Genomic DNA, 25,220 nt, shown 5'->3' on the forward strand with positions numbered 1-25,220 from the left:
GGGCGATGCATCGCCCACGACCGCTCCCTGTCAGCGACGCCGGTCGGCGCGGCCGATTGCCGCGCGGTACCGCCCGCGCACCGCGTCGTCCACGCCCGACCTCACTCCGCCGCGGATTCGCCCAGGGGCCAATCGGGTTCGCCGTCGAGCGGCAGGTTGTGCAGCTTGTCGGGGTTGCGGACCACGTCGATATTGGTGATGCGGCCGTTGTCGATGGTGAAGGCGAACACGCCGGTGTTCTTGCCGTCGAAGATGACCAGTCCGGGACGGCCGTTGACCAGAACCGAACGGCCCCACGCCCCGCCGACTTCCGTCGCGCTCCGCAGGAAGGACAGGAAGGTTTCCGCCACGCGGTCCGCGCCGTGCATCGGATCGAGGAAGGCCAGCACCTTGCCGCCGCCGTCGGCGGTGAAGGTGACATTGGAATCCAGCACGCCCAGCAGGGCGCTGAGATCGCCGGAGCGCCAGGCCACCGCGAAGGCGGACACCACCTTCTCCTGCTCCTCCGGGCTGGCCGGGAACCGCGGCGTGCCGGACTCGACGTGCTTACGGGCGCGAGAAGCCAACTGCCGCACCGCCGCCGGGGTGCGGCCCACCACCTCGGCCACCTCCGGGCCGGTCATGCCGAACACGTCCTGGAGCACGAACGCGGTGCGCTCGGCCGGCGACAGCGACTCGAGGACCACCAGCAGCGCGGTGGTGACCCGCTCGTCCTGCGAGATGCGGTCGGCCGGATCGTCCCAGCTGGTGACTTCGGGTTCGGGCAGCCATTCCCCGACGTACTGTTCGCGCCGGGCGCGCGCGGACCCCAGATGATCGAGGGCGAGTCGCCCGGTGACGGTGGTCAGCCAGGCGCGCAGGTTCTCGATCTCCGCGCCCTCCGGGCTGGTCTCGTAGTACCGCTGCAGGCGCAGCCACGCGTCCTGGACGACGTCGTCGGCGTCGCTCAGGCTGCCCAGCGTGCTGTACGCGACGCGCCGCAGATATGCCCGATGCTCCTCGAACTGCCTGGCCAGCTCGCCCGCGTCCGGCGCACCCCGTCGTTCGTCGCCACTCATCACCGCTCACCCTTCGCTCTCACCCGCCGCCCCGGCGAGCCTCTACCGAATCGACGAAACAGCTCGGACCACTGTGACATTCCGTGCGAGATGTCCGGGTAGGGGCATGTGCTCCGGTATCGCACCGGCCGCGATTCCGAGGGCGTCACGTACGGCCAGGCGTCGGGCGACCGTCTCGACGTCGCTGATCCGCGACCGGGCGCGCCGATTCGGGTCAGTGGCGTGCGAGGGCGACAGCGGCCGCCACCGCGACGGCGGCGACCTGGACCGCCTCGGACAGACGGACGGCCCGGCGCAGGTCGGGCACGCGCGGCGCGGGCCCGTCCCCGAGGGTCGGCCGCATCTCGATCCCGTGCCGGTATTCGGTGCACCCGCCGAGCCGAACCCCCAGCGCCCCGGCCATACTCGCCTCGGCGACACCGGCATTGGGGCTCGGATGCTTGCCCGCGTCCCGCCGCCAGGCTCGCCACGCGTCGCGCGGCCGCCCGCCGATCACCGGCGCGAGCGCCACGGTCAGCAGTCCTGCCACCCGAGCCGCCCCGAGGTTGGCCACGTCGTCGGTGCGCGCGGCCGCCCACCCGAATCGCGAGTACCGCTCGTTGCGGTAGCCCACCATCGCGTCGAGCGTGTTGATCGCCCGGTACGCGAACAGCCCAGGAGCCCCCGCGACCGCACCCCAGAACAGGGGCGCGACGGTCGCATCGGAGGTGTTCTCCGCGATGGATTCGAGCGCTGCCCGCGCCAGCCCGTCGGCGTCCAGCAGCTCCGGATCGCGCCCGCACAACGACGGCAGCAGCGCTCGCGCGCCCTCGATGTCCCCGCCCTCGAGCAGGTCCGCCATCTCCCGCCCGGTCTTCGCCAAGGTCGTCCCGCCCAGCACGGTCCAGGTGGCGGCCGCGGTCACCAGCACCTGCCCGAAAGCCCGCGCCCCGGCGACCTCGCCGCGCCCGCGTCGTCCCCCGCCGGCCACCCGCCGAGCGCCCGCACCGATCCCGGCCGCCCCGCCCACCAACACCAGTTCGTGCACCACGCCCGCCCACCGCCCGTCGCGGTAGGTCACCCGCTCCAACCGGCTCGCGACGTTCCCGAATCCCGCCACCGGATGCCCTCGCCGCGGATCTCCCAACGCACGATCGACCGCGAACCCGAGCACCATCCCAGCCGCAACGGCAGACCCCATACGCACCCGCCGAGGCTAATCCACTGCTCCGAACCACTCCCGCGCAAGGCTCCGAGCGGACTTCGCCCCACCCGTCCTCCCCATCCCGCCGTGGCATGGTGGCTTCGTGACCGACGACATTTCTTCGCCCGGCCCGGAAGATCGTGCGCGCGAACGTCAACTGCTCGCCGACCTGACCGCAACCGTCGCGGCGTTGCGCGCACGCAGCGGAAGCTACTGCGAGGACGGATTGCTGCGCTACTTCGAACCCGCCCTGTCCGCACTCGAAGAGGTGCTCGAGCGGGACCGCCCCATCGACGAGCGGTCAGTCGTTCTCGCCAGAATCCGGAACCCGTTCGGCGGCGGCATGGGCAGCCCCATCAACGACTGCACGTTCCCCGCGGAGCTCGACGACCTGCTGCGAAAGATCCGGGCCAACTACGACATCTACCGCTGAGGCGCACGTCGTCCGCTGAACCTTCGCGGTGAGTGGGTGGGCCGGGACGGAGTGTTCGGACTGGTGAGCCTGCGGTCGGGCCACGCGTGTGGTCTCGGGCGAGACCGCCGGATGTCAGTTGCGGGTGCCGCCGTAGCGGTCGGCGAGGCGGGCCTCGTTCGTTTGAGGTTTGGGCGAAGCGGCCGGTGCGGCGGGCTCGGTGGCCGGGGTGGAGGTGGGTGTCGTTGCCGCCGGGGCGGATTCGCCGCGTTCACGGCGGCGGGCGCGCATCTCGGCGTAGACGAAATAGCCGAGGCCGAGGGGGGCCATCACGCCGAAGGCCAGCCATTGCAGGCCGTAGGAGAGGTAGGGGCCGTCCTCGAGCTGGGGCAGGGCCACGGGGGTGAAGACGCCGGGCTGGTTCTCGTCGAGCTGGAGGTAGCCGGGGCGGCCGGTGGTGGGGACCGTGGTCAGGGGCAGGTTCAGGAACGTCGAGAGCTGGGTGGTGTCGATCGAATAAACCTGGCGGTAGCCGTCTTCGGTCATGGGCGGCTTGTCTGCGGGGACCCCTTCGGAGGCGCGGACGCGGGCTTCGAGGGTCTGCTCACCGGCGGGGGGCTCGGGAACGCGGGGCGCGCGCGTGCCGTCGACGGCCGCGATCAGGCCGCGATCGATCAGCAGGGTGCGGCCGTCGTCGAGACGGAACGGCGTCAGCACCGCGAACGCCGGCGCCGAGGACAGGTGGCGCAGGCGGACCAGCACCGTGGACTCGGGCACGTAGGTTCCGGTCGCGGTGACCCGGCGCCACTCGGTCTCGGACCCGGAGCCATCGAGCATGCCGCGCACGTCGACCGGCGCGGCATCGACCGAATCCTCGATGCGCTGATTGCGTTCGGCGGTCGAGGTGTTCTTGCCCAGCTGCCAGGGCGCGAGCACGGTGAAACACAGGTAGGCGAACCCCGCCACGACCACCGCCAGAATCAGCCAGCTGGGCCGGAGCAGGAAGGTCAGCCGGCGTAGGGCCGCGGACTTCGAGGAGCTCATACGTCCGCACCCAGCTGCGCGCGCACCCAGTCCAGCAGGCCGGGCACCGCCGCCTCGATCTGCTCGCGAACGAGCTCGAAATCGGATCGGTCGCCGTAGTACGGATCCGGGACGTCGGGCCCGTCCGCGTCCGGGTCGAAACTCCGCAGCAGCCGCCGCCGCTCGGCGGGCACCCCGAGACGCGCCAGCGCCCGCTCGTGCCCGGTGTCCAGCGCGATGAGCAGATCCGCGTCCAGGTGGTCGTCCCCGATCACCGCGGCCACGTGCCCGATCGGATAACCGTGCGCCCGCAGCTCGTCCGTGGTCCGGTAGTCGGCGTCGTCCCCGACGTGCCAGCTCCCGGTCCCGGCACTGCTGACCCGGACCCGATCGCCGAGCCCCGCGCGCTCGAGGTGCGCGGCGAAGATCTTCTCGGCCATCGGCGACCGGCAGATATTGCCCGTGCAGATCATCGACACATGCAGCTCGCCCACGACAGCCATTGTGTCCGGTAGCCCTCGAGCCCGGCCACGTAGGGTGTTCGCTGTGCCGGAGACCAGCGGTGTGGACCATACGAAATTGCGGCATCACGGCGATGCCGAGGTACACGCGGGCATGGTGGACTTCGCGGTCAACGTGCAGGGCAGCGGGCCGCCGGAGTGGTTGCGGGCGCGGCTGGCGGCGCGGCTGAGCGAGCTCGGGAAGTATCCGGACGCGGGGGAGGAGCTCGCCGCACGGCACGCGGTCGCGGTCCGGCACGGCCGCCGGCCCGAGGACGTGCTGTTGCTCGCGGGGGCGGCCGAGGGCTTCGCGCTGCTGCCGCGGCTGGGCGCGCGGCAGGCCGCGGTGATCCACCCGTCCTTCACCGAACCGGAGCTCGCGCTGCGCGAAGCCGGGGTTCCCGTCGAACGGGTCGTGCTCGAACCGCCCTACGTCCTGGATCCCGCGCTGGTGCCGGAGTCCGCGGACCTGGTCGTGGTCGGCAACCCCACCAACCCCACCTCGGTGCTGCACCCGGCCGGGACACTGCTGGCGCTGCGGCGTCCCGGTCGCATCGTGGTCGTCGACGAGGCGTTCGCCGACGCGATCCCCGGTGAACCGGAATCGCTCGCCGCGCTGGACGCCCCCGACGTACTGGTGCTGCGCAGCCTCACCAAGACCTGGGCGCTGGCCGGCCTGCGCTGCGGCTACCTGCTCGGCGATCCGGAACTGCTCGCCCGCCTGAATCACGGTCGCCCGCACTGGCCGCTGGGCACCCTGCAACTGGAAGCCATCATCGCCACCAGCGGCGTGGCCGCGGTCGCCGAATCCCAGCGTAAGGCGCACGACATCGCCGCCGACCGCGCCGCCATGATCCCGCGCCTGCGCGCACTCGGCGTCGAGGTGCACGAGCCCGCCGCGGGCCCATTCCTGCTGATCCGCGTCCCCGACGCCGAACTCTTACGAAAACAGCTCGCCGACAAGGGAATCGCGGTCCGGCGCGGTGATACCTTCCCTGGATTGGAATCGGGATTCCTGCGGCTGGCCGTGCGCCCCGCAGCGGAGGTCGATCTGCTGATCGCGGCCGTGGAAGAACTGGGATTGTGACGGTGCCTGTGGCGGAGGAGGTTCGGTTGTGGTGACTGTGCGATTGGCCGATGTCGTGGCGGCGCTGGACGCGGCGTACCCGCCGCGCCTGGCCGAGTCCTGGGATTCGGTCGGCCTGGTCAGCGGGGATCCGGCGGACGAAGTGGGCCGGGTGCTGTTCGCCGTCGACGCCACCGCCGCGGTGGTGGATCAGGCCATCGCCTGGGGCGCACAGGCATTGGTCGTGCATCACCCGCTGCTGCTGCGCGGGGTCGACACGGTCGCGGCCAGCACCCCCAAGGGCGCGCTGGTGCACCGGTTGATTCGCGCGGGCTGCGCGCTGTTCACCGCGCACACCAACGCCGATTCCGCCGATCCGGGCGTCTCCGATGCTCTGGCCGCGGCCGTCGGGATCACGGTGACCGGCCCGCTGGAGCCGAAACCGGTTGCCGCCCTGGACAAGTGGTCGGTATCCGTCCCGCGCACGCACACCGAGGCCGTCCTCGCCGCGCTGTTCGCCGCGGGCGCCGGCGCCACCGGCAACTACGGTGACAGCGCGTGGCTGGCCCCGGGCGTCGGCCAGTTCCGCCCCTTGGACGGCGCGAATCCCGCGCTCGGATCCATCGGCGAACTCGAGACCGTGGACGAGGATCGCATCGACGTCGTTGCCCCGCCGGCCAAGCGGGCCGCGGTCCTGGCCGCGCTGCTCGCGGCGCACCCGTACGAGGAACCCGCGTATCACGTCACCGAACGCGCGACGTTGCCCTCCACGCTGGGCATCGGCCGCGTCGGTGAGCTCGAGGCCCCGGAAACCCTGCGCGAGTTCACCGCTCGCGTGCGCGCCGGACTGCCCGCCACCACCTGGGGCGTGCGCGCGGCCGGCGACCCGGACCGCCTGATCCGCACGGTCGCCGTCTGCGGCGGCGCGGGCGACTCGTTCCTGAACACCGTCGCGAAACTGGGCGTCGACGCCTACGTCACCTCGGACCTGCGCCACCACCCCGCCGACGAACACCTGCGCGCGGGCGGCCCCGCCCTGATCGACGCCGCCCACTGGGCCACCGAATTCCCCTGGTGCGCACAGGCGGCAGGCGTCGTGCGCGCGGCGCTGCCGAGCGTGGAGACCAAGGTGTCCGACATCCGCACGGACCCATGGAGTTTGGGCGCGGCCGACTGCTGAGCGCGCCCGTCCCGAATTCCTTACGCCCCGGCGACTTCGATCGTCGGCTCGTGGGTGACGGGGAAGTTCACCGAGTTGGCGATGAAGCACTTCTCGTGGGCGACCGCATGCAGGGCAACGGCCTTGTCCACCATGCTCGCGTCCCGGACGGTGACCTTCGGCCGCAGCGTGACGTGCTGGAATCGCACGTCATCCATCACCCCGACGGCCGTGTCGTGATACCCCGTCACCACCACCCCCGCCTCCGCGCACAGGTGCAGGAACCAGAGCATGTGACAGTCCGACAGCGACGCGACCAGCAGCTGCTCCGGATTCCACCGGTCGGTGTCACCGCGGAACTTGGGATCCGAGGTGGCCAGAATCGGCGGCCGCCCGGCCGTCAGCAGCTCGTGATTGCGCGAGTACGACCGGTAACCCGTGGTTTCCCCGGACCATGTCACCTCGATCTCGTAAACGTGACCCATATCCCGACCCTAGTCACATTCCGGCGGGATCCAACCGGCAATTTTCGCCCGGTCACCCGCTATCGGCGGGCGAATGCCCAGGTTGCCGTGGGGTTGGGCGGCGGGTGCGCCGATGGCGGCTAAGCTTGGCGTCTTGATCCGTCCATAGCGTCCAGGAGACCTTCCGCGTTGAATGCCGAACCTTCGATCCAGTCCAAGCTGCTCGACCTCGCCGCCGTCGACGCCGAACTGACCCGGATCGAGCATCGCCGCAAGGTGCTGCCCGAGGAGCAGGAGGTGCGCGGGCTCGAGGCCGAGCGCACCGCGCGCAAGGACGAGGCGGTCAAGGTCGAGATCAGCATCGACGATCTGGACCGCGACACCCGCAAGCTGGAAGGCGAGATCGACGCCGTCCGCAAGCGCGAGGACCGCGATCGCGGCCTGCTGACCGGCGGTTCGGTCGGCGCCAAGCAGCTCTCGGAACTGCAGCACGAGCTCACCAGCCTCGAACGCCGTCGCAAGGTCCTCGAGGACGAACTGATCGATGTGATGGAACAGCGCGAGGCCGCCTCCGCCGCACACGATCACGCGGGCGCGAACCTGGACAAGGCGCAGGACGATCTGGTCGACGCCGAACGCCGCCGCGATGACGCGGTCGCCGATCTGGATGTGGCCCAGCAGCGCTGCGAATCCGATCGCGCCGCCCTCACCGGTCTGTTCCCCGCCGAACTGCTCGCCGTCTACGACAAGCAGCGCCTGGCCAACGGCGTCGGCGCGGCCCTGCTGCAGGCCCGTCGCTGCGGCGCGTGCCGCATCGAACTCGACCGCGGCGAGATCTCCCGCATCGGCCAGACCGCCCCGAACGTGGTCGTGCGCTGCCCCGAATGCAGCGCGATCATGGTGCGCACCAAGCACTCCGGACTCTGACCGTGGACAAGGTGATCGTCGAGGCCGACGGCGGTTCGCGGGGCAACCCCGGGCCGGCCGGGTACGGCGCGGTGGTGTTCGACTCGCATCGCGGCGTCCTCGCCGAGCGCAAGGAATACCTCGGGGTCGCCACCAACAATGTGGCCGAATACCGCGGTCTCATAGCGGGTTTGGAAGCCGCCGCCGAGCTGGGCGCGCGCGAGGTGTCCGTGCGCATGGACTCCAAACTGGTGGTCGAGCAGATGTCCGGGCGCTGGCAGGTCAAGCACGCGGCCATGATTCCGCTCGCGGACCGCGCCCGGCGCCTGGTCGCCGGATTCGACCGGGTGAGCTTCACCTGGATTCCGCGCAAGGAGAACTCGCACGCCGATCGGCTGGCCAACGACGCCATGGACGACGCGCACCTCGTGGGAGAGGTCCGGGACGCCCTGGCCGACAATGCGGTTGCGGCCGGCGGTGCCGCGATCCGATCGGCGTCCGCTGTCGAATCGGCCGGTGTGGACGCGGTTTCGGCCGCCGATGACGCCCTCTCGAATCCGGCGCCGGCCGCCGCGGTGACGGAAACCCCGCGCGCCGCGAAGGATTCGGCACCGGGCTGGACCGGCGCGGTGGGACGCCCCACCCGCCTGCTGTTGCTGCGCCACGGCCAGACCGAACTGTCGGTGGCCCGCCGCTACTCCGGGCGCGGCAATCCGCCGCTGACCGCCCTGGGCCGCGAGCAAGCCGCCAACGCCGCGAAAATGCTGGGGGGCAAGGGCGACATCGCCGCCATCGTCTGCTCGCCGCTGGGCCGCGCCCGCGAGACGGCCGAGGCCGCGGGCAAGGCGCTCGGCCTGCCCGTGCGCGTCCTGGACGGCCTCATCGAAACGGATTTCGGTGCGTGGGAAGGACTCACCTTCCTCGAGGCCCGGGATCACGATCCCGAGCTGCACGCCCGCTGGCTGGGCGACCCGTCGGTGCCCCCGCCCGGCGGTGAGAGTTTCGACGTGGTCCGCGAGCGCGTGGAAGGGGTGCGCCGCGACCTGGTCGCGCTGTACCCGGGCGCGAATGTGCTTGTGGTCAGCCATGTCACGCCGATCAAGACGCTGCTGCAACTGGCGCTGGGCGTCGGCCCGTCGCTGCTGTACCGGCTGCACCTGGACCTGGCCTCGCTGTCGATCGCCGAGTTCTACCCCGACGGCGGCGCTTCGGTGCGGCTGGTCAACGACACGTCGTACCTGTAGCGGCCGGGCGTTCGATCGGGCTCGGCAGTGAAACCGGCCGCGACGCGTTTCTCGCGCTCCCGCGGCCGGTTCCGCCGAACGTGGACTACGGTCGCAGGACGGCCGTCAGAAACTCGATCTGATCGTGCACGGCCTTCTCGAACCATTCATCGAAGTAGATTTCGAAATGGCCGATCGGATACTGCTTGACCACAGCGTGTTTGGTGCGCTCGGCGGCTTTGCGGGTCGGCCCGGCCGGTGCGACGCTGTCGTTGTCGCAGATGGCGTAGAAAACGGGTGCCTTGATGTCCTTGGTGCGCCGCGCCGGTGCGTCGAACAGGGTCGACAGTCCCACTCGCGCGGGAACTTTCGGTCTGTACTGCGTGCTTTCCTCGGCCAGTCTGCCGAATCCCTCGGGTACGTCGGCCGCGCTCATCAGCGCCGCCGAATGCTTCTTTCCCGCCAGTCGCGCGGTGATCGGCCGGCGAATGATCGGGCCGATCAGCAAATCGGTCAGCGCCAAAGTGCCGGTGCGCGTGAGACTGATCGGTCCCTTCGCCATCGCCGAGGACCACCCGCTGGTGAACGGGCACTGCGCGACCACCGCCGCGATGTAATGGTCGTCCGGCGCCACCGACAATGCGTGCCCGCCGCCGAAGGAACTGCCCCACAGCGCGATCCGGGTGGCATCGATACCTCGCAGCGTGCGTGCGTACGCAATTGCGGCGTGCCAGTCCTCGCGCTGTCGTCCGATATGAATCAGCTGGCGCGGTTCCCCGCCGCTGGCGCCGAAATGCCGGTAATCGAACGCCAGCACCGCCATTCCCGCCGCCGCGAAACGTCGCGCATACCTATCCAATCCCATTTCCCGGTCCGCCCCCAGCCCGTGCCCCATCACCACGAGTGCACGCGGCCGCGGCGGTCCATCCGGCAGATACAGCCATCCCGCACACTGCTCACCACCAGAAGGGAACCCCACCTCGACACGCTCCATGGCGGTCTACGGTACCTTGGTGCCCGCGGACGAGTCGGTTGGGCGGCCGCGGCGATGGGAACGGGTACGCGAGTGCCGCCGCCCGTCGTCGAGGAAAGTCCGGACTCCACAGAGCAGGGCGGTTGTTAACGGCAACCCGGGGTGACCCGCGGGACAGTGCCACAGAAAACAAACCGCCGGCGGCGCAAGTCGCCGGTAAGGGTGAAACGGTGCGGTAAGAGCGCACCAGCGCGCCGGGTGACCGGTGCGGCTAGGTAAACCCCGCCCGGAGCAAGGTCGAAGGCCGCACTCGCGAGAGTGCGGCTGCGCAGGTGTTCGAGGGCTGCTCGCCCGAGCTTGCGGGTTGACTGCTCGAGGCACCCGGCAACGGTGTGTCCAGATGGATGGTCGCCACCCGATGCGAATCGGGTACAGGATCCGGCTTACAGACCGGCTCGTCCGCGCCCCGGAAGCTCATTTCCGGGGCGCGGGCTATTTTTCGCCGCCGCTTTTCCTCGGGTTTCTCCGGCCCTTTCCAGGTCGTGCGGTCGCGTCGCGTTCGGGAACGCCGCGCACTCGCACACGCCGTCGATTGATACCCGATTGCTCTGACCTCGCGCGCGCCCGCGGGAATTGCGCGCGCGAATCCACGCCCCATCCGGGCGCCGAAAGAATTTCGGGCGCACCCGGACCCGGGCGGCGTGAGCTACACCGCTCGCGCCGTTCCGTGCACAATCCGCCGTGTTCGGTAAGAATGGCCACGCATGACATGGCATGCGTCGGCGCGGCTCGGCGTGTCGTAGAGATGATCGCCGCCGAACTAGCATTGAACGTGATCGACGTCATAAAGTGTTGCGCGTTGGAAAGTTCCGTCGCGGTGGTGTGACGGTTCCCCAGACTCCTGACAACAACGAACGCCGGAAAGCAGGTCTCGTCTATATGCGAATTGCTCGCAAACTGGCAGCTGGTGCGCTCCTCGCCGCTGCCGCTTCCGTCTCGGTTGTGCTCGGTGCCGGTTCTGCCTCGGCGCTGGCGATAACGCCGCTCCCGGGTGGGGTGCAGGTGGATCTCACTCCGGCGGATACCGCGTGGGTCGCGAACTCCCACATCGGGCAGGCCATCGCGGGGCTGCCGCACCCCTCGGCCGCCTCCTTCGGCCAGTCGCTGGATTCGGCGGCGGCTCTGTCCTCGACGTACCCCGGCGGCCGGGTCGTCTTCACCGTCTACGGGCCGTTCGATCAGCTGAACGGCACCATGCTGGCCCTGCAGTAGGGTCCGCGCTCCCCGGTGGAACTGCATCAAAGGATCGTGTCGGCGCCGATTGACTTCGGCGCCGTCCGAACCGAATTCGGACTGGCCTCGGACTATCCGTCCGAGGCTGTTTCGGAGGCGCGCGGCGCGGTGGACGCGTTCGCGAGCGAGCGCCTCGACCGCACCGACATCCCCCTCGTCACCATCGATCCCCCCGGCGCCATGGATCTGGATCAGGCCCTGTGCCTGGAACGGACGGCGACGGGATTCCTGCTCCACTACGCCATCGCCGATGTGGCCGCGTTCATCGCGCCCGGCGGGCCGCTCGCGCTCGAGTCTCTCGCGCGAGGACAGACTTTCTATCTTCCCGACGGCACGGTGCCGCTGCACCCGCACGTGCTGTCCGAGGGCGGCGCGAGCCTGCTGCCCGACCAGGATCGGGCCGCCGCGCTGTGGACCATCGAACTCGACGAACGGGCCGAACCGCTGCGCGCCACGGTCGTTCGCGCGCTGGTGCGCTCGCGCGCCCGCCTGGACTACGCGGGCGTGCAGGCCGATGCCGACGCCGGGCGCCTGCACCCCTCGATCGCCGCGCTGCCCGAGTTCGGGCGGCTGCGCATCGAGTCCGGCCTGGCGCGCGGGGCGATCTCGCTGCGGCTGCCGTCGCAGGGGATCGTGCGCGCCGATCCGGCCGGGGCCGGCGCGGCGGGCCTCGACCATTGGCAGCTCGTGCTCGAACCGCGCACCGACGCCGACGACTGGAACGAGCAGGTCTCCCTGCTGACCGGTATCTCCGCCGCGCGGATCATGCTGGATGCGAAGGATTCCGACCATCTGGGTCTGCTGCGCACCATGCCCCCGCCCGCCGCGGCGACCGTGGAATCCATGCGCCGCACCGCCGTCGCCGTCGGGGTGGACTGGCCCGCGGACGAGTCGGTGGGCCGCATGCTCGCCCGCCTGGATCCCAACACCCCCGCGGCCCTGGTTCTGATGTCCGAGGCCACCACGCTGCTGCGCGGCGCGTCCTACACGGTCCTGAACGGACAGACCCCGGAGTCGGTGCAGCACAGCGCGATAGGCGCCCCCTACGCCCACGTCACGGCCCCCCTGCGCCGCCTCTCCGACCGCTACTCCACCGAGATCTGCCTGGCCCGCTGCGCCGGAACCCCCGTCCCGCAATGGGTCCGCGACGGCCTGACCGCCGCCGCCGAGTCGATGCGCCGCACCGACGCGATAGCGAACAAACTCGAACGGGCCTGCGTGGATCTGACCGAGTCCACCCTGCTGTCCGAACGCGTCGGCTCGGCCTTCGAGGCGATAGTCCTGCGCGAGTCGACCCGGACCCGCCCCGCCGAGATCTTCATCCCCACTCCGCCGATCCTGGCGACCTGCCTGGGCTCCCCGCCCGAAGGCACGACGGTAACGGTCCACCTCCTGGAGTCCGACCCCCAAACCCGCACGGTCACCTTCGCCTACCCTGCCGTGCCCCCGACGCCGTGACCAGAGACAAGTTCCCCGAGTGGCTGCGTCCACCGCCAGAGGGCTTTGCGGCGAGTGATCTCGACCGCCTTCCCGGACTGCCACCGCATACCGAGCTGATCGACGGAAGCCTGGTGTTCGCGAGCCCGCAGACGCAGTTCCACAGTCTGGCGATCACACTGCTGGAATCCGCGCTACGGCAGGCTGCTCCGCCCACGTTGCGCATTCGTCGTCAGATGACGGTGACGCTGGGGCAAGTTCAGCGTCCCGAACCAGACGTCATTGCGGTGCATGCCGATCGCGATGGTGGTCTCGACCTGACGACGTATCGGCCGGACGAGGTCGTGCTGGTGGTTGAGGTCGTTTGCCGCGCGTCGTGCACCCGTGATCGCGAGCGCAAGCCCCAGCTCTATGCCACGGCAGGAATTCGGCACTTCTGGCGTGTGGAGAGCGTCGATAGTCGTGTGGTCGTCTACGTTTACGAGCTCGATTTCGCAACGAATCGTTATGTGCTCACCGGGATTCACCGTGAACGGCTGACGTTGAGCGTGCCCTTCGAGTTGGACATAGATCTCTCGGACATCGATTCGCTCTGAGGTTCGTAGCACGGTAGCGGCTCAGCAGGCTTGGACGGTTCTGTGGTTGTGGCGTCTCCGAGTTCGCTCCCGCGACGAATTGCCACGCGCTCAACGAGATCCACCGAGAGCGGTTGACGCTGAGCGTTCCGTTCCCGATGGACATCGACCCCACGGAGATCGACTCGCTCTGAGCGCAGGGCGGGTTGGTAAACCTGACCTCGAACGTGGGTGACCGGCTTGTGGGCAGTGAAGGATGTACGGGGCGGCTTGCCGACGGCGAACGAGCGGCCCGTCGGCTTCGGGCCTGCCCCGACCGGTGAACGGCTGGACTTTCGGAGGGCAAGTGACAGACGCCGAAGCTAGCCGGCACTCTCGGCGATCTGCCGAACCGGATCCGTTGTGGGTCGGCCCGTTGCGTGCTGCTTCGGGCCGACCCTGACCGTCGGTGGGGCTACAGGGGTTTGTGGCGGAGGAACTTGGTGGTGGCGGGGTAGTTCTTCAGGGCCTCGGCGGCCGCCGATTGTTCCGCGGCGGTGAGGTGCTGGTAGGTGGGTTCGCCGGTGGCCTCGGCGTGGGTGCGCAGGGTTTGCAGGGCCTCGATCGCGTCGCGGTGGTCGCCGAGGACGGTCTGCAGCTGCTTCGCGTGCTTCGCGAGGTCGGCGGCGGGAGCGCCCAGGACGGCGGTGGCGGCATCGGCCGAATAGCGCAACCGCTTGGCGGACTTGCGGATATCGTGCAGCAGCTCGATCCGCTCGGCTTCGGGCAGCTTCGCGCCGGTCTTGGCCTCGGTCCGGACCAGCCGCCGCAACCGCTGGAAGTCCCGCCGCAACACCTCCCCGAACACCTTCTTCGCCTTCTTCCGAGCCTGCTTGCGCCGCAACGCCTTCTTGCTCGTCAGCACGCCCAGGTGCTCGATCAGCCGCCGATACCGCCGCCCGTCGAACGCCGCGATGGCCTCCTGCAACGCCGCCGAGTACCGCGCCCGCTCCTCGGCCACGAGCCGCTTCCCGAACTCTTCCCGCGCGGCGTCCTTCTTCCCCGACCGGCCTTTCTCGTCCCCCGAAGACTTCTCTTGCGCTTCGGGTTTCGCCGGCGCCGCGGCTTGCGTGGTTGCAGGGGTTGCGGTGACCTCGGCGGGGATCGGCTCGGCGGTCGATTCGGCTGCCGCCTTCGTCGCAGTCGCCGCGGTGACAGCCGCGGCCTTGTCGGTGGCGGACCGTGCGGGCTTCGCGCGCTTCGCGGTTACCTTCGCGGCGGTCGCCTTGGCGGTGGTCGCTTTGGCGGCGGTGGACTTTCGGGGCGCGGTCTTCTTCGCCGGGGCGTGGCCGACCAGGCCGGTGGCGGGATCGTCGGCGACGGCCCGGAGGATGGTGGGGCGCTTGGCCGGTGTCTTCTTCGGGGCGGGGGACTCGGTTGCCGAGTCCGGGGCCGGCTTCTCGGCCGCGACCTTCCTGGCCGCCTTCTTCGCGGGCTGATCGGCAACGGCTTTGAGCGGAGAAGCCTTCTCGGCCACGGCCTTTTTCGCGGGGGCCGCCTCGGTCGGCGGCTTCGGTGCGCGGGCCTTCCGGGCCGTCGTGCGCTTCGCCGTCGCACTCGCATCCGGCGAAACCGGAGGCTGTTCGGTGCCCGCCGCCGACCCGGCCTTCTTCGCGGTCACCTTGGCGGCGGTCGCCTTGGCGGTGGTGGACTTTCGGGGCGCGGTCTTCTTCGCCGTAGTCTTCTCGGCGGCCGGACCGTCGGCGACCGCGTGCAGGACGGTGGCCTTCCTGGCCGCCGTCCTCTTCGAAACGGCCTTCTCCGCAACAGCTTCGAGCGGGGGAGTGGCAGCCTCCGGCGCGTCGGCAACGATCGTCAGCGCCGAGCGCTTCGCAACGCCGGCCTTCTCATCCGGCTCGTCGGCGGGCTCGGTCACCACCGCCCGCAACGGAGCGGGCGCGGCGGCGGGCTTCTCGGCAGCCACTTCACCGACCGGCTTCGGGGTCGTCGTCGCCTTCGGGTCAACCGGCTTATCGGCGGCTGGCTTCGCACCGGCGGCCTTGCGATTCGGTTTCCCCGTGGCGTCCTGCCCCTTGGGCTTCACGGCAGCCACGGTGCTATCGGCCTTCCTGGAAAACGCTGCGTCTTTCGACTTCGCGACCGCGGCCTTGCCTGGGGTCTTCGCGTCGGCCGCCTCGCCATCGGCCGCCTTCTTCGCGGAGGTTTTCTTGCCGCCGGATTTCGGCGCGGCCTCCTCGGCAGGCTCGGAGACGGGCGAGCCCCCGCGCTCGCCCAGCAGCTCCTCGAACCGATCGGCCCGCACCTCCGCGTCGCGCGCGACGCCGAGTAACCCGGCCAGCCAGCGTAATTCGTCGGCGACCTCGTCCACGTGTTTGCGGCGCAGGGCGCGGCGGTAGGACTTCAGGAGGCTGCGCAGTCGGCGGGTAGCCACCCGCATCTGGTGGACCGAATCGGGAATGTCCCGGCGGACATCGGGTTCGGCGGACCGCAGCCGGTCCACATCGGCGGTGAAAGCGTCGATCAGGGCGGGACCGGCTGAGGTGCTCATCTAGTTCCTGTACTTGTCCGTTGCTTCTACGAGGTGATGGGTGATGCCCGGTTCGGCGGCGGCATGACCGGCGTCGGCCACCAGGTGCAGTTCCGAACTCGGCCAGGCGCGATGCAGATCCCAGGCGCTCACCGCCGGGCACACGATGTCGTGGCGGCCCTGCACGATAACCCCGGGAATGTGCGCGATGCGGTCGATATCGCGCAACAGCTGCCCCTCCTCGAGAAATCCACCGTTGACGAAATAGTGGTTCTCGATGCCGGCGAAGGCCAGCGCGAAACGCGGATCGGCGGTCTCGGACACCCGATCCGGTTGGGGCAGTAGGGAACTCGTGGCACCCTCCCAGGTGGACCACGCGACGGCCGCGTCGGTGGCGAGCTGCTTGTCGGGGGAGTTCAACAGGCGGTGGTAAACCTGCACCAGATCACCGTCGCGCTCGGCGGCGGGCACCGGCGCCAGGAACTTCTCCCATTCATCGGGGTACACGTACCCCGCAGCGCCATTGTAGTACCAATCGATTTCCTTGCGGCGCAACAGGAAAATTCCGCGTAACACCAGTTCGGTGACCCGCTCCGTGTGCGCCTGCGCGTACGCCAGCGCCAGCGTCGACCCCCACGACCCGCCGAACACCTGCCACCGCTCGACCCCCAGATGCGTTCGCAGCGCCTCGATGTCGCGCACCAGATGCCAGGTGGTGTTGGTCTCCAGGCTCGCCCCGTCCGCGATGTGCGGCTCGGACCGCCCGCACCCGCGCTGATCGAACAGCACGATGCGGTAGGCCGCCGGATCGAAGAACTGCCGATGGAACGGCGCGGTCCCGCCGCCCGGCCCGCCGTGCAGGAACACCACCGGTTTGCCGTCCGGGTTCCCGCTGCACTCCCAGTACAGCCGCTGCCCGTCCCCGACCTCGAGCATGCCCTGCTCGTACGGTTCGACCGGCGGGTAGAGGGTGCGCATCAGAAGGCCAGCCCGGTGGCCAGATTCGGGATCTCCAGCGCCTGTATCGCCTGATCGCGGACATCGGAGCAGTTCGCCTTGGTGATGCGGTCGACCACATCCTTGTCCCCGAGCACCTGCACGTTGATCCCGCCGTTGCGCAGCGCCCAATCGTGCACGGTCGCGTTGTAGGCGATGCCGCCCAGCGTCGGCCCCTGCACCCGCCAGTCCGACAGCTGCGGCCGCAGCAGATCGCACAGCTGCTTGGCGGCCTCGTCGGACACGGTGACCTGCTGCCCGGTGCCCTGCCCGCTACCGCTGCCGGTCGAGGTCTTGGGCCCGGCCGAGGTGCTCGACGGCACGGTCGTGCTGCCCTGCGGCGACGAGGATCCGGTGGGCGTGGTGCCGCCACCGCAGGCTGCGGTCACGGCGATGACCGCGCCCAGCCCGGCGAACAACGACGCCCGCCGAACCCGGCGGGTGCTGATCCAACGGCGATGCGACATGAATTCCCTTTGGTCGTTCCAGCTCATCGCCCCCCACTCTGCCACCAAAATCTGGCGAAAGACTATGAAGACCACAGGGTATAGCCGCGTGATAGCGGCAAGCTATGAATGGCGATCGGGTGTCCCCGCCAACCGACGGGGACACCCGATGTCGAAATGCCGGAGAACCCGATCCGCCGCGGCGCCGGGTGTTCTCCTCCCTAGAAGCTGTGCTCCGGGCCGGGGAACACCCCGCGCCGCACCTCATCCGCGTAAGCCGCTGCCGCGCCGCGCAATTCGTCACCGATATCGGCGAAACGCTTCACGAACTTGGCGGTCTTGCCGCTGGTGTACCCGGCCATGTCCTGCCACACCAGCACCTGGGCGTCGCAATCCACGCCCGCGCCGATGCCGACGGTGGGAATGGTGAGCTTGCGGGTGACCTGCCCGGCGATCTCGGCCGGCACCATCTCCATGACGACGGAGAACGCGCCCGCCTCCTGCACCGCGATGGCGTCCGCGATGAGCTGCTCGGCCCCGTCGCCGCGACCCTGCACCCGGAACCCGCCCAGGGTGTTGACGCTCTGCGGCGTGAAGCCGATGTGCGCCATGACCGGGATCCCGGCCGCGGTGATCTTGGCGATGCTCGCGGCCATGCGCTCGCCGCCCTCGAGCTTCACCGCCTGCGCGCCGCCCTCCTTCATGAAGCGCACCGCGGTGGCCAGCGCCTGCTCGGGCGAGGACTCGTAGCTGCCGAACGGCAGGTCCGCGACCACCAGGGCGTTCGGCGCGCCGCGCACCACGCCGCGCACCAGCGGGATGAGCTCGTCGGCGGAGATGGAGACGGTGGTGTCGTAGCCGTACACCACGTTGGCGGCCGAATCGCCGACCAGCAGGACCGGAATACCGGCCTCTTCGAACAGTCGAGCCGAGGAGTAGTCGTAGGCGGTGAGCATGGACCAGCGCTCACCCTCGGCCTTCATCTGCTGCAAATGCTGCACGCGCGTCTTGCGCTTGGCGGGCTTTGCGGCAGGTGCGGCACCGTAAGCAGGGGTTTCCGCATCAGATACGGACATCATCGTCCCTTTCGTCGTGTCCTCGAGGCCCACACGGGGTCCCCGGGTTTAGCTGACGCCCCTCAGTCTGCCATTCCGGCTGATCGCGGCCGCAATGCAATTCCTCACACCAAGCTGGGACGAGGAGGCTCACGAATCTCCACCATGACTCCACAGCACCCCCGCGCCGTACGAGAACACAAGGGCGCGAACCCCGCCGGAGCCGGGCGGGAACGGCGGATAGGGCACGATCGCTCTATGGCGTTGATGCGAAGCGGCCGCGTTGTGCTGGTGACGGCGGCGTTGGTGATGACCGTGGCCGGGTGCGGGTCGGTGGTGGACGGGAACCCGGTGCCCGAGGCGCCGGCCGGGTTGGGGAAGTTCTACAGCCAGAGCCTGGAGTGGACGAGCTGCGCGAAGTTCGGCGAGGAGATGCCGTCGGGGGCGGAGTGCACGCGGGTCCGGGTGCCCGTCGACTACGAGAACCCGGACGGCGACACCGCCGAGGTCGCGCTCTCGCGCATCAGGGCGACGGGCGACAAGATCGGCTCGCTGCTGTTCAATCCGGGCGGTCCGGGCGTGCCCGGGTTGTCGATGGTGAGCATCGCCGACCGCACCCAGCTCGCCGAGCGCTTCGACCGCGTCGGCTTCGACCCGCGCGGCATCGGCGCGTCGCTGCCCGCCATCGCCTGCCTGTCCGCGGCCGAGAACGACGCCGAGCGCGCCGAACCCCCGCTGGACAACTCGCCCGCGGGCATCACCGCCGCCGAGACCGAGAACAAGGACTACGCCGCCAAGTGCGTCGAACGCACCGGCAAGGACTTCCTGGCCCACGTCGGCACCCGGGAAGTGGTGCAGGACATGGACATCATCCGCGCGGCGCTGGGCGACGCGAAGCTCAGCTACGTCGGCTACTCCTACGGCACCCGCCTGGGCTACACCTACGCCGAGAAGTTCCCGGACAAGGTGCGCGCGCTCGTCCTGGACGGCGCGCTGGACCCGCAGCAGGACCCGGTCAAGGAATCGGTGCTGCAGGCGGCCAGCTTCCAGAAGGCGTTCGACGCCTACGCCGCCGATTGCGCGAGCAAGGCCGATTGCCCGCTGGGCCAGGAGCCCGCGCAGGCCACGGCGCGGTTCCGGGCGCTGGTGGATCCGCTGTGGACCAAGTCCGTGCCCACCGATGACCCGCGCGGACTGCACTACGGCGACGCCATCACCGGTGTCCAGCAGACCCTGTACTCCAACCGCTTCTGGCCCGCGCTCACCAAGGGCCTGCGCGAACTGGCCCAGGGTCGCGGCGACACGCTGCTGGCGCTGGCCGACATGTACGACGGCCGCCGCGACGACGGCACCTACGACAACAGCGCCGACGCCTTCAATTCGATTCGCTGCGTCGATGATCCGGCCATCACCGATCGCTCGATCGCGGCCAAGCAGGATTCGGAATACCGCCGGGTCGCGCCCTTCCTGGACGACGGCCACGGCGGCGCGGCGGCCCCGCTCGAACTGTGCGCGAGCTGGCCGGTGCCCAATACCAGCACACCGCACCGCATCTCGATCCCCGGCCTGCCCAAGACCGTGGTGATCTCCACCACCGAGGATCCGGCCACCCCGTACCAGGCCGGGGTGGATCTGGCCGAACAGCTGAACGCGGCCCTGATCACCTTCGAGGGCACCCGGCACACGGTGTCGCTGTCGGGGGTCGAGTGCGTGGACGACCCGGTGATCGCGTACCTGGTCGATCTGAAGGAACCGGCCCAGCCGCTCACCTGCTGAGACCCCGCGGCCGCCGCGCGGGGGTTCGGCTCGGCGTGAATCCGATTCCCGGCCCGGGCGAGTGCGCGCCCGGGCCGGGTCCCCGCGGCTGTTTTCACGTGCTCAGGGGCGATTTGCCCGGGTCGAAACACCCTTTCCGCGGATCTCTCCGCGGTCTCCTGAAGTTCGAGCCCCGCACGTAACATGGATTTAACGCCGGGTGCTTACGCTCGCGGGCATGGACCGTCAGAAGGAATTCGTCCTCCGCACGCTCGAAGAACGGGATATCCGCTTCGTGCGCCTCTGGTTCACCGATGTACTGGGCTATCTCAAGTCGGTGGCGATCGCACCCGCCGAGCTCGAGGGAGCTTTCGAGGAGGGCATCGGTTTCGACGGTTCGGCCATCAACGGCTTCGCCCGGGTTTCCGAGGCGGACATGGTCGCCCGGCCCGACCCGTCGACCTTCCAGATCCTGCCGTGGTCCACCTCCAAGGGGCATCAGCACTCGGCGCGCATGTTCTGCGACATCGCCATGCCCGACGGTTCGCCGTCCTGGGCCGATCCCCGGCACGTGCTGCGCCGCCAGCTCAACAAGGCCGCCGATCTGGGCTTCAGCTGCTACGTGCACCCCGAGATCGAGTTCTTCCTGCTCAAGCCCGGCCCGCACGACGGTTCGGTCCCGATCCCGGTCGACCAGGGCGGGTTCTTCGACCAGGCCGTGCACGACGAGGCGCCGAACTTCCGCCGGCACGCCATCGACGCGCTGGAGTCGATGGGCATCTCGGTCGAGTTCAGCCACCACGAGGGCGCTCCCGGGCAGCAGGAGATCGACCTGCGCTACGCGGACGCGCTGTCCATGGCCGACAACGTCATGACCTTCCGCTACCTGATCAAGGAAGTGGCCATCGACGAGGGCGTGCGAGCCACCTTCATGCCCAAGCCCTTCGCCGAGCATCCGGGTTCGGCCATGCACACGCACATGAGCCTGTTCGAGGGTGAGCAGAACGCCTTCAGCGATCCGGACGACCCGAACAACCTCTCGGGCACCGCGCGCGCGTTCATCGCGGGCATCCTCGAGCACGCCCACGAGATCAGCGCGGTCACCAACCAGTGGGTGAACTCCTACAAGCGCCTGATCCACGGCGGCGAGGCCCCGACGGCCGCCTCCTGGGGCCGGTCGAACCGTTCCGCGCTGGTGCGGGTGCCCATGTACACCCCGAACAAGTCGTCCTCGCGGCGCGTCGAGGTGCGCAGCCCCGATTCGGCCTGCAACCCGTACCTGGCCTTCGCGGTGATCCTCGCGGCCGGTCTGCGCGGTATCGAGAAGGGCTACACGCTGCCGCCCGAGGCCGAGGACGACGTGTGGTCGCTGACCTCCGCCGAGCGGCGCGCGATGGGCTTCCGCGAACTGCCCGCGAGCCTGGACGAGGCGCTCAAGAACATGGAGAAGTCCGAACTGGTCGCCGAGACCCTGGGCGAGCACGTGTTCGATTTCTTCCTGCGCAACAAGCGCCGCGAATGGGCGGGCTACCGCAACCAGGTGACGCCTTACGAGCTGAAGGAATACCTCGGCCTGTAAAGGTTCGGTGAACCCTTCTCGGCCCGTGCTTTCCGGCACGGGCCGAATTCGTATTAGCATGCGGCGACGGCCCGGCGCTGCGGGTGGCTCGCCCGGGTCGGGGTCTGCACAGCGCGGTGAGCGACCGTGCGACAGCCCGATCTCGGTCCTGCGCGCCGGGCGGATGAGCGGTGTCGCGCCCGCCGGACGCGGGTCCGATGCGGTTGTGTTCCGCGTCGCGGGGCATCGTTCGGCTACCCCCGGTGCGAGACACGCGGGCGAATCGCCGTCGTTGTCCGATATCGGAGGGTTCCGCCGGGGACCGTCCGGGATGTGACATGTAATTTGATGGCATGGTCCGGCCCCCGACTGTCCGTTCGGCTGTTCCCGGTGTGGGACGACTCGGTTTACTCGAGCCGTCGGCCGCCGATTCGCTGCGAGAATTGGCGTGGGACAACGTCGAGAGCGTCCCGCTGCTGTGGGCGCTCTCGCGCTCACCCGACGCCGATCTGGCGCTCACCACGCTGATGCGGCTGCGCGAGCAGCTCGGAAGTGATTGGGCCGCGCTGGATTCGACCCTGCGCGCGGACACCTCGCTGCGCGGGCGGCTGTTCGCGCTGGTCGGCTCCTCCAGCGCCTTCGCCGATCACCTGGTGGCCGATCCGCAGGCGTGGCGACTACTGCTGCGCAAGGAACTGCCGACCGCCGACGAGGTGCTGACCGAGATCCTCGAGGTCGTGCAGGCGCAGCCGGAGGAGGGTGAATTCGCCGGCCCCAGGCTGTTCCGCGCGGGCATCGCGGGTCCCGAAGCGATCGCCCTGCTGCGCAAGCGGTATCGCGATCAGCTCATGCTGCTGGCCGCCATCGACCTGGCCGCCACCGTCGAGAACGAACCGGTGCTGCCCTACCAGCAGGTGGGCAGGCATCTCACCGATCTGGCCGACGCCGCGCTGACCGCCGCGCTGTCGGTGGCCGTGGCCAGGGTCTGCCCGGATCGGCCGGTGCCGGGCCGGCTGGCCGTCATCGCCATGGGCAAATGCGGTGCGCGGGAACTGAACTACGTCTCGGACGTGGACGTCATCTTCGTCGCCGAACCGGCCGACACCACGGCCACCCGCCTCGCCGCGGAGACCATGACCGTGGGTGGGTCCGCCTTCTTCGAGGTGGACGCGGCGCTGCGGCCCGAGGGCAAGGCGGGCGCGCTGGTGCGCACGCTGGAATCGCACGTGGCCTACTACAAGCGCTGGGCACGCACCTGGGAGTTCCAGGCGCTGCTCAAGATGCGGCCCGCCACCGGCGATCTGGAACTCGGCGGGCAGTACCGCGACGCGCTCATGCCGATGGTGTGGGCGGCCTCCGAACGCCCCGACTTCGTCGCCGACGTGCAGGCCATGCGGCGGCGAGTGGAGGATCTGGTGCCCGCGGATCTGCGCGAGCGCGAACTCAAGCTCGGGCACGGCAGTCTGCGCGACGTCGAATTCGCGGTGCAGCTGCTGCAATTGGTGCACGGCAAGGCCGACGAGACCCTGCACACCCAGGGCACGGTGGAGTCGTTGACGGCCCTGGCCGCGCGCGGTTACGTGGGCCGTGACGACGCCGCCAACCTCACCGCCTCCTACGAATTCCTGCGCCTGCTCGAGCATCGCCTGCAGTTGCAGAAGCTCAAGCGCACGCACACCCTGCCCGCGCCCGACGACGAGGAGGGCATGCGCTGGCTCGCCCGCGCCGCCCATATCCGGCCCGACGGCAGGCAGGACGCGGTGGGCGTGCTCACCAGCGAGATTCGGCGCAACGCGGTGCGGGTGCGTCGACTGCACGCCAAGCTCTTCTACCGGCCGTTGCTGGAATCGGTTGCGCGCCTGGACGCGGACTCGCTGCGGCTGAGTCCGGCGGCGGCGGTGCGCCAGCTCGCGGCGCTGGGTTACGCGGCCCCGGAGAACGCGCTCGGGCATCTCAAGGCGCTCACCAACGAGGTGGGGCGCAAGGGCCGCATTCAGGCGCTGCTGTTGCCGACGCTGCTCGAATGGCTCGGGGAGACACCGAATCCCGACGCCGGGCTGCTCGCCTACCGGCGGGTGTCCGAGGGGCTGGACAACGAGATCTGGTTCCTGCGCGAACTGCGCGACGAGGGGGCGGTCGCACAGCGGCTGATGATCGTGCTGGGCTCCTCGGCGTACCTGCCGGATCTGCTGATCAACGCGCCCGAGACCATCCGCATGTTCGCGGACGGGCCGAACGGGCCGCTGCTGCTGGCGCCGGACACCGCCGATGTTTCGCGCGGAATCCTCTCCGGGGCAAAGCGTTACGACGATCCCCGGCGGGCGGTCGCCACCGCGCGGTCACTGCGCAGGCACGAGCTGGCGCGGGTCGCCTCGGCCGATGTGCTGGGCATGCTGGATGTGCCACGGGTGTGCAAGGCGCTGTCCTCGGTGTGGATCGCGACCCTCGAGGCCGCGTTGCAGGCGGTGATCCGGCGCAGTGAGGTCGAACTGGGCGGACCCGCGCCCGCGGATTTCGCCGTCATCGGCATGGGCAGGCTGGGCGGCATGGAACTGGGCTACGGCTCGGACGCCGACGTGCTGTTCGTCTGCGATCCCCGGCCCGGTGCGGACGAGACCGTGGCGGTGAAATGGGCCATCGGGGTCGCCGAGCAGGTGCAGAAGCTGCTGGGCGCGCCGAGCACCGATCCGCCGCTGCAGGTCGACGCCGGGCTGCGGCCCGAGGGCCGCAACGGCGCGCTGGTTCGCACGCTGGCCGCGTACTCCGCGTACTACTCGCAGTGGGCGCAGTCCTGGGAGGTGCAGGCGCTGTTGCGCGCCCGCCAGGTGGCCGGTGATCCGGAGCTGGGGGTGCGCTTCCTGCACACCGTCGACCCGGTCCGCTACCCGAACGGCGGCATGTCCCCCGAGGGGGTGCGCGAGATTCGACGCATCAAGGCCCGCGTCGACTCCGAGCGCCTGCCGCGCGGAGCGAACCCCGCCACCCACACCAAACTGGGGCGCGGCGGCCTGGCCGACATCGAATGGACCGTGCAGCTGCTCCAGCTCCAGTACGCCCACCGGGTCCCGGCCCTGCACAACACCTCGACCCTGCAGTCCCTGGACGCCATCGAAGCCGCGGGCCTGGTCGGCGCCGAGGACGTCGAGCTCCTGCGCGACGCCTGGATCACCGCGACCAAGGCGCGCAACGCCCTGGTCCTGGTGCGCGGCAAACCCGCCGACCAGCTGCCCGGCCCCGGCAACCTGCTGTCCGCCGTGGCCCGGGTGGCGGGCTGGCCCAACGACGACGGCAGCGAGTTCCTCGACAACTACATGCGCGTGACCCGTCGCGCGAAAACCGTGGTGGAGAGGGTCTTCGGCGGCGAGTAGCCGTGGTGGAGAGGGTCTTCGGCGGCGAATGGCCTTGGTGCGGAGGGTCGTCGGCGTCGAATGGCCGTGGTGGCAGCACGCGCCGACTGACTTCGCCCTGCACCCGGGGTCAGTCGCGCACCGGATGCGCGGGAGGCGCTGGACGATGTGCGGCCCCGGGCCGCGCACGTGCCCGCGCCGCGCGGGCAGCTGCTGGCGAAGATCCCGGACCGGGGTGCGGCCGCGGTGCTGGAGGCCACCCTC

21 protein-coding genes and 1 other RNA gene are annotated in these 25,220 nt (G+C 69.9%); 12 read left to right on the forward strand and 10 right to left on the reverse strand.

Annotated elements, in window-relative coordinates; genetic code table 11:
• Window positions 1-101 precede the first annotated feature (101 nt).
• Both sigJ and ABZ319_RS33760 read right to left on the reverse strand, forming a co-directional pair.
• Complete coding sequence (sigJ, locus tag ABZ319_RS33755) at window positions 102-1,058, reverse strand: RNA polymerase sigma factor SigJ (RefSeq protein ID WP_354990610.1); 957 nt, start codon at window positions 1,056-1,058, stop codon at window positions 102-104.
• A gap of 214 nt (window positions 1,059-1,272) precedes the next feature.
• Complete coding sequence (locus ABZ319_RS33760) at window positions 1,273-2,238, reverse strand: cobalamin biosynthesis protein (RefSeq protein ID WP_354990629.1); 966 nt, start codon at window positions 2,236-2,238, stop codon at window positions 1,273-1,275.
• 106 nt (window positions 2,239-2,344) lie between these two features.
• Here ABZ319_RS33760 and ABZ319_RS33765 point away from each other — a divergent pair, with 106 nt between their 5' ends.
• Window positions 2,345-2,674, forward strand: a complete 330-nt coding sequence (locus ABZ319_RS33765; RefSeq protein ID WP_354990611.1) for a hypothetical protein — start codon at window positions 2,345-2,347, stop codon at window positions 2,672-2,674.
• A gap of 114 nt (window positions 2,675-2,788) precedes the next feature.
• Here the strand turns inward: ABZ319_RS33765 and ABZ319_RS33770 are convergent, their stop codons facing one another.
• A complete protein-coding gene (locus ABZ319_RS33770) occupies window positions 2,789-3,697 on the reverse strand; it encodes an SURF1 family cytochrome oxidase biogenesis protein (protein WP_354990612.1) in 909 nt (302 codons plus the stop codon).
• Window positions 3,694-4,179, reverse strand: coding sequence for a low molecular weight protein-tyrosine-phosphatase (locus ABZ319_RS33775; RefSeq protein WP_354990613.1), 486 nt, complete (start codon window positions 4,177-4,179; stop codon window positions 3,694-3,696). Before ABZ319_RS33775 ends, ABZ319_RS33770 begins: the two co-directional genes overlap by 4 nt.
• 43 nt (window positions 4,180-4,222) lie before the next feature.
• Between ABZ319_RS33775 and cobC the strand changes: the two genes are divergently transcribed.
• Window positions 4,223-5,263, forward strand: a complete 1,041-nt coding sequence (gene cobC / locus ABZ319_RS33780) for an Rv2231c family pyridoxal phosphate-dependent protein CobC (RefSeq protein WP_354990614.1) — start codon at window positions 4,223-4,225, stop codon at window positions 5,261-5,263.
• A gap of 28 nt (window positions 5,264-5,291) precedes the next feature.
• Window positions 5,292-6,422, forward strand: a complete 1,131-nt coding sequence (locus ABZ319_RS33785) for a Nif3-like dinuclear metal center hexameric protein (protein WP_354990615.1) — start codon at window positions 5,292-5,294, stop codon at window positions 6,420-6,422.
• Window positions 6,423-6,442: 20 nt separating this feature from the next.
• Here the strand turns inward: ABZ319_RS33785 and ABZ319_RS33790 are convergent, their stop codons facing one another.
• A complete protein-coding gene (locus ABZ319_RS33790; protein WP_354990616.1) occupies window positions 6,443-6,886 on the reverse strand; it encodes an OsmC family protein in 444 nt (147 codons plus the stop codon).
• 168 nt (window positions 6,887-7,054) lie between these two features.
• On the opposite strand from ABZ319_RS33790, the gene ABZ319_RS33795 reads away from it, so the two are divergent.
• Complete coding sequence (locus ABZ319_RS33795) at window positions 7,055-7,792, forward strand: C4-type zinc ribbon domain-containing protein (protein ID WP_354990617.1); 738 nt, start codon at window positions 7,055-7,057, stop codon at window positions 7,790-7,792.
• Window positions 7,750-9,015 (forward strand): bifunctional RNase H/acid phosphatase, encoded by a 1,266-nt coding sequence (locus ABZ319_RS33800; protein ID WP_354990618.1) that lies wholly within the window; start codon window positions 7,750-7,752, stop codon window positions 9,013-9,015. Before ABZ319_RS33795 ends, ABZ319_RS33800 begins: the two co-directional genes overlap by 43 nt.
• Window positions 9,016-9,100: 85 nt before the next feature.
• Here the strand turns inward: ABZ319_RS33800 and ABZ319_RS33805 are convergent, their stop codons facing one another.
• Window positions 9,101-9,988: an alpha/beta fold hydrolase gene (locus ABZ319_RS33805; protein ID WP_354990619.1), complete on the reverse strand. Its 888-nt coding sequence runs from the start codon at window positions 9,986-9,988 to the stop codon at window positions 9,101-9,103.
• Between the two features lie 30 nt (window positions 9,989-10,018).
• On the opposite strand from ABZ319_RS33805, the gene rnpB reads away from it, so the two are divergent.
• The 4 genes from rnpB to ABZ319_RS33825 all read left to right on the forward strand — a co-directional run bounded on the left by rnpB (window position 10,019) and on the right by ABZ319_RS33825 (window position 13,293).
• Window positions 10,019-10,429, forward strand: an RNA gene (rnpB, locus tag ABZ319_RS33810) — RNase P RNA component class A.
• Between the two features lie 600 nt (window positions 10,430-11,029).
• Window positions 11,030-11,239, forward strand: coding sequence for a hypothetical protein (locus tag ABZ319_RS33815; RefSeq protein WP_354990620.1), 210 nt, complete (start codon window positions 11,030-11,032; stop codon window positions 11,237-11,239).
• Window positions 11,240-11,254: 15 nt separating this feature from the next.
• A complete protein-coding gene (locus ABZ319_RS33820) occupies window positions 11,255-12,718 on the forward strand; it encodes an RNB domain-containing ribonuclease (protein ID WP_354990621.1) in 1,464 nt (487 codons plus the stop codon).
• Window positions 12,715-13,293, forward strand: coding sequence for a Uma2 family endonuclease (locus tag ABZ319_RS33825; protein WP_354990622.1), 579 nt, complete (start codon window positions 12,715-12,717; stop codon window positions 13,291-13,293). Before ABZ319_RS33820 ends, ABZ319_RS33825 begins: the two co-directional genes overlap by 4 nt.
• A 433-nt stretch (window positions 13,294-13,726) precedes the next feature.
• On the opposite strand, the gene ABZ319_RS33830 is transcribed toward ABZ319_RS33825, so the two are convergent.
• The 4 genes from ABZ319_RS33830 to panB all read right to left on the reverse strand — a co-directional run bounded on the left by ABZ319_RS33830 (window position 13,727) and on the right by panB (window position 18,317).
• The gene (locus ABZ319_RS33830) at window positions 13,727-15,772 is read right to left on the reverse strand and encodes a CHAD domain-containing protein (RefSeq protein ID WP_354990623.1); all 2,046 of its coding nucleotides are present in this window, start codon (window positions 15,770-15,772) and stop codon (window positions 13,727-13,729) included.
• Window positions 15,773-15,820: 48 nt separating this feature from the next.
• A complete protein-coding gene (gene pip, locus ABZ319_RS33835) occupies window positions 15,821-16,777 on the reverse strand; it encodes a prolyl aminopeptidase (RefSeq protein ID WP_354990624.1) in 957 nt (318 codons plus the stop codon).
• Window positions 16,777-17,289 carry a hypothetical protein gene (locus ABZ319_RS33840; RefSeq protein ID WP_354990625.1) on the reverse strand — a complete coding sequence of 171 codons (513 nt, stop codon included), beginning with the start codon at window positions 17,287-17,289 and terminating at the stop codon, window positions 16,777-16,779. Before ABZ319_RS33840 ends, pip begins: the two co-directional genes overlap by 1 nt.
• Before the next feature lie 173 nt (window positions 17,290-17,462).
• Window positions 17,463-18,317, reverse strand: coding sequence for a 3-methyl-2-oxobutanoate hydroxymethyltransferase (gene panB / locus ABZ319_RS33845; protein WP_354990626.1), 855 nt, complete (start codon window positions 18,315-18,317; stop codon window positions 17,463-17,465).
• 288 nt (window positions 18,318-18,605) lie between these two features.
• Here panB and ABZ319_RS33850 point away from each other — a divergent pair, with 288 nt between their 5' ends.
• The 3 genes from ABZ319_RS33850 to ABZ319_RS33860 all read left to right on the forward strand — a co-directional run bounded on the left by ABZ319_RS33850 (window position 18,606) and on the right by ABZ319_RS33860 (window position 24,977).
• Window positions 18,606-20,072, forward strand: a complete 1,467-nt coding sequence (locus tag ABZ319_RS33850; RefSeq protein ID WP_354990630.1) for an alpha/beta hydrolase — start codon at window positions 18,606-18,608, stop codon at window positions 20,070-20,072.
• A 217-nt stretch (window positions 20,073-20,289) separates the two neighbouring features.
• On the forward strand, window positions 20,290-21,630 hold the full coding sequence (gene glnA, locus ABZ319_RS33855; protein ID WP_354990627.1) for a type I glutamate--ammonia ligase: 1,341 nt from the start codon (window positions 20,290-20,292) through the stop codon (window positions 21,628-21,630).
• A 332-nt stretch (window positions 21,631-21,962) separates the two neighbouring features.
• Window positions 21,963-24,977, forward strand: coding sequence for a bifunctional [glutamine synthetase] adenylyltransferase/[glutamine synthetase]-adenylyl-L-tyrosine phosphorylase (locus ABZ319_RS33860; RefSeq protein ID WP_354990628.1), 3,015 nt, complete (start codon window positions 21,963-21,965; stop codon window positions 24,975-24,977).
• Window positions 24,978-25,220 lie beyond the last annotated feature (243 nt).

It is taken from the genome of Nocardia sp. NPDC005978 (assembly GCF_040614455.1).
Taxonomy (GTDB): domain Bacteria; phylum Actinomycetota; class Actinomycetes; order Mycobacteriales; family Mycobacteriaceae; genus Nocardia.